Origin of the sequence: Zobellia roscoffensis, from assembly GCF_015330165.1 — a bacterium.
In the GTDB taxonomy this organism is placed as follows: Bacteria; Bacteroidota; Bacteroidia; order Flavobacteriales; family Flavobacteriaceae; genus Zobellia; species Zobellia roscoffensis.
The window spans coordinates 4,855,038-4,866,478 of the sequence record NZ_JADDXT010000002.1; the positions used below are offsets into that span (position 1 = coordinate 4,855,038).

At 37.7% G+C, this 11,441-nt stretch carries 8 protein-coding genes; 1 reads left to right on the forward strand and 7 read right to left on the reverse strand.

Features of this window, described 5'->3' with window-relative positions:
* Positions 1 to 465: 465 nt before the first annotated feature.
* A complete protein-coding gene (locus IWC72_RS19770; protein WP_194530986.1) occupies positions 466 to 1,734 on the reverse strand; it encodes a glycoside hydrolase family 117 protein in 1,269 nt (422 codons plus the stop codon).
* 22 nt (positions 1,735 to 1,756) lie between these two features.
* Positions 1,757 to 3,553 (reverse strand): arylsulfatase, encoded by a 1,797-nt coding sequence (locus IWC72_RS19775; protein WP_226979647.1) that lies wholly within the window; start codon positions 3,551 to 3,553, stop codon positions 1,757 to 1,759.
* A 166-nt stretch (positions 3,554 to 3,719) separates the two neighbouring features.
* On the opposite strand from IWC72_RS19775, the gene IWC72_RS19780 reads away from it, so the two are divergent.
* Positions 3,720 to 5,384: a helix-turn-helix domain-containing protein gene (locus tag IWC72_RS19780; RefSeq protein WP_194530987.1), complete on the forward strand. Its 1,665-nt coding sequence runs from the start codon at positions 3,720 to 3,722 to the stop codon at positions 5,382 to 5,384.
* Between the two features lie 229 nt (positions 5,385 to 5,613).
* Here IWC72_RS19780 and IWC72_RS19785 read toward each other — a convergent pair whose 3' ends face one another.
* The 5 genes from IWC72_RS19785 to IWC72_RS19805 form a co-directional block, all read right to left on the reverse strand.
* Complete coding sequence (locus IWC72_RS19785) at positions 5,614 to 6,093, reverse strand: hypothetical protein (RefSeq protein ID WP_194530988.1); 480 nt, start codon at positions 6,091 to 6,093, stop codon at positions 5,614 to 5,616.
* Positions 6,094 to 6,225: 132 nt separating this feature from the next.
* The gene (locus IWC72_RS19790) at positions 6,226 to 6,804 is read right to left on the reverse strand and encodes a collagen-like triple helix repeat-containing protein (RefSeq protein ID WP_194530989.1); all 579 of its coding nucleotides are present in this window, start codon (positions 6,802 to 6,804) and stop codon (positions 6,226 to 6,228) included.
* A gap of 551 nt (positions 6,805 to 7,355) precedes the next feature.
* Complete coding sequence (locus IWC72_RS19795; protein ID WP_194530990.1) at positions 7,356 to 8,549, reverse strand: glycoside hydrolase family 5 protein; 1,194 nt, start codon at positions 8,547 to 8,549, stop codon at positions 7,356 to 7,358.
* Between the two features lie 225 nt (positions 8,550 to 8,774).
* Complete coding sequence (locus IWC72_RS19800) at positions 8,775 to 10,367, reverse strand: carbohydrate binding domain-containing protein (RefSeq protein ID WP_194530991.1); 1,593 nt, start codon at positions 10,365 to 10,367, stop codon at positions 8,775 to 8,777.
* A 9-nt stretch (positions 10,368 to 10,376) separates the two neighbouring features.
* Positions 10,377 to 11,402: a DUF5627 domain-containing protein gene (locus IWC72_RS19805; protein WP_194530992.1), complete on the reverse strand. Its 1,026-nt coding sequence runs from the start codon at positions 11,400 to 11,402 to the stop codon at positions 10,377 to 10,379.
* Between the last annotated feature and the right edge of the window lie 39 nt (positions 11,403 to 11,441).

Below are 11,441 nucleotides of genomic sequence, written 5' to 3' on the forward strand. Positions count from 1 at the left end.
TAGTAAATTGTGACTGATGGAGGTACATGAAATTACACTATAAAATAATAAAATGCGAACGATATTTTCAACTAGGCCTATTACTGGTTCTCAAAGGGGCTATAGTCATCATCATTTCTATCATGAACAGCAGTAATTGGCCTTCCTAAACTTCCTATCAGACATATATCGTCCGCATTTCAATGAACTAAAACTTAAAATATGAAACCGTTTATTCGTTTTGTATACTCCAAAATTACTACATCAATGTAGAAAAAAACGTCCACTTTCGGTGGACGTCATTTATCTATATGTGAACTTCAATCATCAGTAGACGAAGTGTTTTTTCCTTCAAAAAAACATATCAATTTCATTCAAAAACCTACAAATAGGATAAAATCTGAACAGACGCACTACTTTTTCTAACGTTTATGCATAAAAAAGAGCACTCTTAGGTGCTCCTTTCTAAATATATTGTTTTAAAAACTATTTCTCTAAGCTTCCCGACTCTAACCGCTTCATTTGTTTCTTACTCAGTCCTTGGCTATAATAAACATCAGGTTTATGATTTACCCGGTGATCTTTCATTTCAGGGTCATCAAGGTCCAAGCTTAAATCACAGTCAAAACGAACTAGTTTGGAATGGAATTGGTCTTTTCCCCCTAAACTAATAAAATGAGCAAGTCCCCAAGTAATTCCTCTTCCATCTTTAGTATTTGTAAAAGCATCTGGAACATGAGGAGCCGCAGCATATGGCATCAATTCTGTTATGCTAGCAATCTCAAAATTAACCCAATCTTCTGCATACTGAATGGTGTTATGCTCTGGTCCGTCTTTATAAACCAAGGCTGCAACACCTTTCCGAAATGGGAATAAAGAAGTTTCATGCCCAGAAGTAATTACGGGGTTCAGCGGGTGTTTTGTAAATGGTCCCAACGGGTTATCCGCAATAGCTAGCCCTTGCATACGTACCTTATCGGGCTTTTCTCCAAAATCAGATTTATAATAAATATAAACTTTACCATTATGAACTAACGGGTACGGATCATGTATGGAATATTGATCCCACTCCCCCTCTTTACCATTTGGAATAACAATCTTATTATATGGTGTCCAAGGACCTTCTGGAGAATCTGCATAAGAAACCGCTACAGGACAGTCATCTCCTCTTTTTCCACTTGCCTCCATAAATCCTTGGTAATAGAGATAATATTTCCCCTTCCACTCCAAAATATCTGTTGTAGTTACTGACCGCCAGCCTACCGTAGGTTTTTCCGGCCTTTTTATGGCAACTCCTTGCTCTTCCCATGTAAACCCATCCACAGAAGTAGCGTACCAAATTTCAGAAAGGTCCCAATCTGATGACGGCACCGTGTCACTACTTTTATCTGCTCCCCTTGGTGGTGTAGAAGTATTTCTATAAGTGTACCATACGTAATACTTTCCGTTATGGATAATGGTTTTTGAAGGATCTCTTCTAGTGATTGTCCCATCTCCTCCATTATAATCAAATCCCTTCAGTTCTGTATATTTAAACTGACTAAAAAGTTCATTGTGCTGTGGTTGCGGTGCTTCATAGTCCGTATAGATACGTTCCATAGCTGCACTCATCTTTCTATTTGGTTTTTCCTTTGGCAAAATAAAAGGGAAACCTCCTTGGTCTTCACTAGATTCTAAAACTGCATCCTTTTGAGATTGCGATTTACACACCCCTATCACAAAAAGTAACAGTACTATTGTTGCTATATTTCTCATAATTGTTATGGTTATAATTTTCCTAGTTTCCTAAATATTTAATGTAAGTGTAATACACGCCAAAGGCTTCTCCTTTCTCAATAAAATCAGTAACCAACATGGTCTTTCCTTTTTGTAGATTCACTATAAAATCTGCACTTTCAATATCACAAGTAATGGTTTGTTCTTTAATTTGATTGGCTATCTGAATACGTACTTTCTCGGGGTGCACGGTTTTATATTCATACTGATTTTTAGGGTTCTCTCCTGGAATTCCTAAAATAGGGCCAGCACATTCTTTAGGCCAACGCATACATGAAATCTTATACTTGCCCGCTGTTTCAACTTTAATAGCATGTGTATTATTTCTATTTTTCATACCCGCTGCAACTTGCTCCGGTTTCCAAATACCACCGTCTTCCCCAATTGCATGTTGAATGGTTAGTTTTATTTCTTTTTGGTTCTCATTACCGACAATGCTCACCGGAAATTCTTGATATTCAAAACCAGCTTTTGCCACATCTAGAAACATCTTGTTTTTCAATAAAAGACCTTCTACAACATCTCTATTTGCGGCAGCAACATCTGTATCTTGATGTTTATCAACTTCAATGTCATACAATTCTTTACCATTTACTAACCTCCATTTTTCGGTAAGTATAGCCATTTCATCCGTATCGTATGGTGTGCGCCAATCTTGTCTGTTATGTACAAAAACAGTTCTATCATCTTCAAGCTTTCCTTCTTTTTTCAACACGGGAGAAAAATCGATTCCATCCAACCTCATCTCTTTAGGAATATTGAGATTACAGAGTCCGGCTAACGTAGGGATTAAATCCACATGTGCCGTTAATTCGTTCAGGTCCTTTCCTCCTTTAATCCTTCCATCTTTCCAACGAATGAAAAATGGAACTCTGTGACCACCTTCTGTTCGTTGCCCTTTTTTGCCTCTGAATCCTTTATTGAAACCTAATTTACCATCTGGACTCACACCGCCGCCAGAACCGTTATCGGTCATGTAGATTAATATGGTATTGTCCGCTAATTTTTTCTCTTTAAGGTAGGCCTCCAACTTCCCAAAATTCTCATCAATATTGGTAATCATTCCATAAAATTCGGCACCCACAATTTTATTACCTACCAAATGTTGGTAGGGAGCGGCATACTTTTCATCAACAATAAACGGACTATGAGGCGCATTCGTGGGCAGGTACAAAAAGAAAGGAGCGTCTTTGTTCTTATCCATAAATTGCATAGCCTCTTGAAACCAGACATCAGTACAATAGCCTGAAAACTGTTGCGGTTCATTGTTTACATAGTATACATCATCATTGTAACTATTTCCCCAATAATCAGATAGCTCCCCAACACCTCCTGCTTTATGGTGTACGGCAACATCAAAACCACTATCGGTAGGTCGTGAAGGATAATTATCTCCCAAATGCCACTTGCCGAACATAGCTGTTTTATACCCATTTTGTTTGAAAACATCGGCCATGGTAAGAGCGCCTTCAGCCAAAGCATCACGTCCTTTGTATGTAGCCCAAGTTCCATTGTTTATGGGATATCTTCCCGTCATTAAAGCTGCACGCGTTGGTGTACACATAGGACTGACATGGAAATCTGTCATACGCACCGCTTGCTTATAAAACTTATCTATGTTAGGAGTCTTGATCCATGGATTACCATGGCATGCCAAATCGCCAATACCTTGATCATCGGTCATAATCAAAATAACATTTGGTTTTTGCTCTTGAGAAAATGCGACCAAAGCAAATAGCCCTACCCAAATAAAAAGCATACTTTTCAATACACTTTTAAACACTTTATTTGATAACATATTTATATAATTAGTTACTCAATTTTTACATGAGAGACTTTTAACCACACTCATCCTCAAAACTAAGTATTGAAACCTACAAAACACCAAATTGACACTTTACAAACATTATACAAACATGAAATTTTAGGTCATTAGCCTTATATTCATCCTATATTTTAATATCTTGAATGACAGAATCACTAAAAGAAATAAACTACTGTCTTACAATTATTTACATATATCGATTATACTTATACTATGTTCCTCATCGTCATTTGGGCAACCACGAGCAGGTAAAAAAGATATACAAGATAGCACAAGCTATTATACAAGTGAAATAAGCAATGCGGTGGCCGGTTCTAATCAGTTCCCCAATGAGTCGTATCTAATTTTTGAACGTTCCAAAGCCTTTTTTGAAAGAAAAAAGGACACCAATAAAATAGTAAATTGTCTGTTGGGCATGGCAGAAATTGAAAAGAAAAAAGGGAGGTTCAGTACTTCCTTTGACCACCTCTGGCAGGCAAAATATCTAGGCGATTACTTCTCCAACAAAACTCAAAAAGTGCAAACCCGTATTGCTTTGGCACGTTTGTATGATGAGTTTAATATGACCGAACAATCTGTACTACATTTAACGGAAGCCCTAAAAATATCGAAAAAAATATACCTTCAGGATTCTACCCGCGTGCAAAACCTCATTTCCGGTTATATGTATATGGCGGTGAGACAACGTAAATCTGGAAACTATGAAAAAGCCCTCCAATACTTAGATTCATGCTTTATAAACCCATCGGTTCACATTGAGAAAAGTGTAGAAATGCCATTTTGGGATGCAGAAAAGGGAAAAATAATGCAAGAATTACATGAATTTAAAGAAGCTAGCACCTACTTACACCTTGCCCGCATCCATACTTTACATAAAGAAATAAGTTACAGACCCAATATATCTATGTATTTGGGCGATTTAAAAAAGGACTTAAAACAAAATGATAGTGCTCTCTATTTTTACAATGAAAGTTTGGTCTTGAGCCGTGAACACGGACTTCGGAATGATTTGGAAGCAGAAGTTCTTGGCAAAATATCCGAAGTATACGCTACAAACGGGCAAACAAAACGCGCTTATAATTATCTGGTGGAATCTACAAATACCGCCAACCGTGTGCTGCAGGCCAAAAACAGAGCAAACAGTGATCTTTTTCAAATAAAAGACACTTATCTAAAGTCTATTTCAGAAAAAAATGAGCAATTAGGACAGAAAAACCTAATTATAGAAAAGAACAACATTATTCAATTCCGTCTAAAGGTTATCTTATTCTTATTGGTGCTTTTGGGGCTCGTGGTCGCGGTAATATTCCAAATGCGACTCAAATTAAAAAAGACAATGCTCCATAAAAAAGAAGCAGAATTAAATTCCAAACTCATAAAAGAACGAAGCGAAAATCAAATAGAGCTAAAAAGTAGGGAATTAACTTCTTATGCGCTTCAATTAATAGATAAAGACAGTGCTATTGATGAACTTTTAGAGCTGCTAAAAACGGAAGCTTCACCTAAATACAAATCGCTTTTCAGTAAATACAAAAAAGGGTCTAAAGACCTTTGGAACGAATTTAATCTACAATTTACCCAAGTAAACTCAGCTTTTTATGACAAACTCAAAGAACTCCACCCCAAACTCAGTAGTACTGAACAGAAGCACTGCGCCCTTATAAAGTTAAATCTTAGCACCAAGGAAATGGCGAGAATTCTGAACATAGAACCTCATAGTGTTCATGTTTCCCGTTCTAGAATTCGTAAAAAAATGGGGCTGGAGCGATCCGAGAATTTAGAGAGTTATATTTCTGATATTTAAATAATCTCGTATTGTTTTATTTAATCAGAACCATTCTGTTGTCTATATACAGTTCCCGCTCAACTTGATCTCAATTCCCTCTACATATTTCTAATTCCCTCTTGCTATTTGCTAGTTTCTTCCAGTCCTGCAAGAAGAAAACTTACAAGAATAGCACTCATAGCTATAACTTTAAACTTTTTGATTATAAAGATTATAACAAGTCCATTTATTTTGCTCAGCAATATTCTTAATTATTTATCTGCTTGTATTTAGACAACAGTATATCTCTCTTCTTTCTTTTAGATTTTGACGAAACGAATAAGGGAATACCTACGCCTATCTGAGCTGACCCTATTGCTAAAAGACTAACACTTGCAAGACCAGTTAAAAGTCCCGGTCCTCTTTCGTGGCCCCCAATATCATCTTCGTAATCTGCGCTTTCGTTGGTTTTTCTAGGTAATAGTGAAACACCAAACCCTACAGCTACCAAGCCCATTGGAATTAAGATATTGCTAGCTATGCTTTGCACTTTTTGTTTTTTATCAAGTTTTAGTATGTTTTGAAAATCGGTATTGATATTCTCGTTAGACCTATCGTAATTTAAATAAGGCACTCCTAAACTAGATAGGGTACGTAATTGTTTTTCCTTTAATTCTTGAGCGTTTAATAGAGTAACCCCAAGTAAAAAAAAGAGTACACCAATTAATTTTTGTTTTGAATGTTGCATTATATATATTTTTAAGTTCACTCTTTTGTTTCTATATGGTTAGAAAAGGTTAACATGAGAATTATTTTTTTAAGTTGAGACCAAAAAAACCGGAGCTTTTGCCCCGGTTCAACAACACTTAATTTTCTTGTTTTAATAGTCTAGACCAAAATGATCCATTACTTCTTCATAAGACATCTTTTCAAAGTTAAGCCCAGCTGCCTTACCTGCCTCTGATGCCGCCTGCGGTATAATTACATAACGAAATTCTTCCATCCAATCCCAAGTATAGGTGCTCCCGTCCATAGAAGTACCAACTTGCACCATATCATACCCGTTATCACTATTATTTACCAAATAATAATAAAATGCTCGATATCTACTTGTGTATGGTTCCGGATAAATTATACTGCCATCCGTTAAGTAAACTAAGAATGCAGCCCCATCTATCTCAGACCTTGTAAAATCAGGTATCTCAAAATCAAAACTTGTATAGGATACCGTTTCGTCATCATATTCTGTATCTATCCAATCTGATGCAAAAACATTGGCATTGCCATCTTCACCCGGTTCACCCTGATCCCCTTGTTCACCTACGGCACCAGCCTCACCTTGTGCACCATCAGCACCTGTAAGCCCCATTTCTCCTTCCGGACCTTCTGGGCCTTCACAAGATGTAAAAGCGATCCCCATTGCTAAAAATAACAGTGTAAATAATTTCATAGTTTTCATAATTCTAAAATTTAATTGGTAAAAGTTTTTATTGTTTGCCCTTTTGTATGTCTGTAGATAAAAAAGGTTAACACCTACCAAGAAAAAAATAAAAAAAATTATCCATAAATATAAAATTCCCCTTAAACTTTTGATTACCTATACTTAAAAACTACTATAAAATTAATGGTATCTACTTTACCCTGAACAGCCCTTTTTCTCAAAGCTAAAAAGGCTTCTTAAAGCAAATCGGATAACGTATCTTGGTCAAGATTATATCTTTTCCAAGATTAAGAAACTCACCCTGTACAAATTATAAAGTTCTTATAACCTAAGCCTATCAATAGTTTTTTTTTAGATTGTTTAATACAATAGACCTCCTACCCGATGAAGGTATTTGCAGAAACAATTTAGTTGATTTTCAACCTCACTCCTTTCTGATTGTTTAGTTATTAATCAAATAAGAATGCTAACCCACACAACAAACCAAATTTTTAAGGGATGAGTCTTTAGTGCGTAAGCTTAGCTTAATAGCAACTCAGAACATTACATCATTTAGCAAGCTTAAGTAACTACTCTGTTTGCTCCATAGAGTTACGGTCCTTAACTGCATTAACAATTGCATCTGCAATTTCCGGGTAGTTCCATTCCAAGGTGTTCCTATTAAATATTGCAAATTCATCAAGATTTCCGTTGTCCCACCAAACAGGGCAAATACCCCTCTCAACACAGCCGTTAGCATAGAATTCTGCGTGTGCCAAACGATCTTCAGGATTACCGCTAAATGTAGAGCCCCATTCCCCCATTACAACCGCTCTACCCTCTTTTTCAAATTTCTCGTAAATTTTATTTAACTCCTGGGTGAGTTCTGATTTATCCGCTTCGGTGCCCCATGTAGGGTCACTTCCTTCAAGAGCGAACAAATAAGGAAAATAACTGTGCACAGAAACAATTACATTTTCATCGTTATTAGGAACAGCATAGGCGTCTAGGGCATTTTGACTTGTGCTTGCGGCATAAGTGGAAACCATAATTTTCCGGGTTGCATTGTTACCACCCGTCGCACGGATAGCATCCAAACTAACTTGATGATATTGATTAACAGCATCACGCCCTTCGGCAGTTCCTCCATTCCATTCTTCAGGCGTATCTTCATGCCTTGGCTCGTTTAGAGTCTCAAAAATGAGGTGTTCATTGTAAGATTTAAATCTGTGCGCTATTTGTTTCCAAACTTTTGTCAACTGCTCCTTTACAGCCGGTGCCTTTTCATAAGTAGGGATAATCCAGGCTTCATCATGATGAATATTAAGGATGACATACATATCATTATCCAAAGCAAAATTGGCAATCGCCTCAACCTTGTCCAACCACTCTTTTTCTATTACATAATCCGGTGCGGACCCCATATGAAACCTCCATGTAACGGGTAACCGTAAGGTTTTAAAACCTTTTTTAGCAATCTCATCAATCATGGCTTTAGTAGTCAACGGATTACCCCACGCTGTTTCATCTTCATCTTCGGTATCCATAGCATTCCCCAAATTCCAACCGGCACCCATATCCATTACAAAATCTTTGGGAGTGATTTCTTGCATATCCTCATTATCATCTTCTTCAGTACGCCCCATTTCCTCGTTTTCCCTATCATCTATACTTTCTACGGTATCGGGCGCAGCTATCTTGTCTACGTTGTCTGTCTGGGCGCACCCAATAAAAAAACCAAGGTTTATGGTAAAAGCTATAAATAGTAAAACTGTATTTTTCATTTGATTCTAATTTTAGGGTGTTGCGGCACTAGCGTTATATAAAACGCCCTGTAGACGAGTTTCGGCCTTTAATTACTTCTTTACTTATCGAATATCCACTGGATTATAAAACGGCAATAGTAAGGCCGGTCAATTGCAAAACAAACCGGCCTTTTTTTCTCTTCTGACCTCCATGACTGATTCTAATGGGTCAAAAGATTACACTAACTACTACTCAACTCTAAACTATAACTTCTCTAACTTTACGTACTGTACCATAATACCGTTCGTTTGATTACCAATATCCAATAAAATACGGGCTCCGGTCGTAGTTTCTTGCCCCATTACAAATTCTCTCTCATACGTCTGGTACTCGGTATCACCGGCCAACCAGACGCCATCAGCTGCACCATACGCTTGCCAACCATCCCTACCTGTGCCATCGCCGACCGAGAGGCTGAACCAGAAATCTCCTTGTCCTGGATATGCTTTAACAATTACGGTAAGTTTATACTTGGCATCTTTATCTAAAACTATTCCTCCTCTGAATAGCTGCACATCCCAAGGATTAGCCCCTACAACAATATCCTTAGCAACTAATACATTATCCTCTGCAAAGAAATTAACTGAACCTCCTCCGTTTTGGTTGGCACCCCAACCATCTTCACCTCCTGAGAAATCCGACTCATAGATAGTTTCCGAACCTAATGATATAGAAACCGCATCCACCAAATCAGGATAGGATATAACAATCTCCGAAGTACCTTCGGCATAAACTTCTCCTTGAGCAGGAGTGGATATAATTCCGTAGATATCAAAATCTTCACTTGAAACGATAAGATCATCTTTGCCATTCAACGATAATCTCAGGGTCAGCCCTTTTAAATCAATCGTTTCGCCCGCTGCATACAAAGTCTTCTCTGGCTTGGTTTCCATTACCATTGCGGCAACATCTAAGGTATTGACGGTAATTGGAACCGAAACCGAAACACCAGATGCATGCATTATTTGCACCTCTTCGTCTGTAGCCTTCAATTTTTCCTCATTTGCTGGGGATGCCGTCAATCCAAAAGCTTCAAAATCTTCGAATGGAATAATTACTTCTTCCCCAGAGGACATGGTATAGGTCAAAACAGTACCGGCCAACTCTAACCTTTCGCCTATTTCATATTCAGATTTAACTGGTTCTGTTGTCAAAACACCACTTACTGGAGCAAACGGTACTACCTGTATGTCCTGTGTTACTTTTGCTTTTGTAGAGACATACGTCACCGTTACTTCGGAGTTTTCCGTAGACAGAATATCTCCATGCATGGGAACAGTTTGAATTTCCGTACCAAATTCATCAAAAACTACATCTTCTGTAGTTCCGTCCTCATAAACCAATGTAACCTCCATATCTGCAAGGTCCAACTTTTGACCATCCACGTAGTTCTCGGTCGCTTTTGTTTTCACCTCTAATTCAACCACATTATTTGTTACGCTAATGGCCTGTATCAACCCTTTACCGGTATCTCCTATTTTTATGGTAATCTGTTGGTGATCAAAGTCTAGTACAGTACCATTATTGGGTTCTACTGTAATGTTTTCTGCGGAAAATGAGGAAAATGGAACATCTACCGTCCCCCCATCCTTATCCATAGAAATCACAATATCGGAAAGGTCCAATGCTTCCCCTAATACATAGGCTACTTTAGGCAGCGTTTTCATGCGTACTGTGGAAGCTGTATTTACTTCGCCGCCTTCATCATCACTTTCGCAGGAAGAAAAAACAGAAATCACCAATGCCATTAGCAGCAGCGCAACTTTATCTAGTGTAAAATTTAGAATATATTTCATTTTCCAATTTTATTTTAGTTCAATTTCAAACTCTTCAAAAACAGCAGTTCTATCTCGTATTACCAAAGTATCTTTAACCGCATGTGTTTCTGAATTATCAGCATCCGTGTAGGTATAATCTAGATAAATAACATCCCTAGGCTTATCGCCCCAAGTATCACCACCTTCCACAAATTGACCGGTACCACTTATACCATAAGGATCATCTTTGAAACTAGAAATAATACAAGTGTCATCTGTAAACGTTAGTTCCATATCTACATTACCAGGGCTAGAATTCTCTCCTCTTCCTATAATATTCTGAACATGAACTTTGTTAAACCCACTAGTTTCAACAAAAGCTATTTCATCATCTACCGTAAATTCTGCATTGTATTCCCTACCTAAAATAGGGCTGCCGGTAGTAATCATGTCGGTTCCTCTTCTAAGGTAGTTGCCATGAAACCTGTTCATATATTTTATTCCGAACAATGTATAGTCTTTGGGAAGTATATCCCAATGTGCCGCATTCACCCTGTCTAAATCCGGAATACCCTCAAAGCTTCTGCCCGAGTGTACACTATCAATATTATCGGCTTGTGTAATTCTAAGCGGAATTACGTAGTTAGTGGTATTCACCTCGCCAAAAGACAATGTATCATTGAAAAATCCGTCATACAACTGCACCTGAATACGTGCTTTAGTATCTCCTGAAGAAATACTTACCGGACTAATAGTCTCAAAAGTATAATAATCCGCTGGTAAGGCTTGAACATTGGCAACGTTTGCCAACAGGCTATTGTCTACTTCAAAATGAATCTTTCTTTCCTCATCGTTGGAATACACACCGGTCATTAAAGCCGTAATTTCAAAACGGTGCGCATTATCTCCTTCATTTATACCCTGATCATAATTACCTAAAACCAAAGTTCTAGCTGGAGTTTGATACGGAAAGTAAACCGATTGCGTTTCAAAATCATCAAATTCAGGTTCTGTATTGCTACACGACGCCATAAACAGGCTTGTAAGTATGGCAATGAAATATCTTGTGTTCATAAAATGAAAAAATTAAATTAACATCTTGGCCGAAGCTTA

Excerpts from the sequence above, each read along its gene's own strand:
- IWC72_RS19770 (WP_194530986.1), bottom strand. The coding sequence starts at position 1,734 with ATGAGAAATATAGCAACAATAGTACTGTTACTTTTTGTGATAGGGGTG.
- IWC72_RS19775 (WP_226979647.1), bottom strand. The coding sequence starts at position 3,553 with ATGTTATCAAATAAAGTGTTTAAAAGTGTATTGAAAAGTATGCTTTTT.
- IWC72_RS19785 (WP_194530988.1), bottom strand. The coding sequence starts at position 6,093 with ATGCAACATTCAAAACAAAAATTAATTGGTGTACTCTTTTTTTTACTT.
- IWC72_RS19790 (WP_194530989.1), bottom strand. The coding sequence starts at position 6,804 with ATGAAAACTATGAAATTATTTACACTGTTATTTTTAGCAATGGGGATC.
- IWC72_RS19795 (WP_194530990.1), bottom strand. The coding sequence starts at position 8,549 with ATGAAAAATACAGTTTTACTATTTATAGCTTTTACCATAAACCTTGGT.
- IWC72_RS19800 (WP_194530991.1), bottom strand. The coding sequence starts at position 10,367 with ATGAAATATATTCTAAATTTTACACTAGATAAAGTTGCGCTGCTGCTA.
- IWC72_RS19805 (WP_194530992.1), bottom strand. The coding sequence starts at position 11,402 with ATGAACACAAGATATTTCATTGCCATACTTACAAGCCTGTTTATGGCG.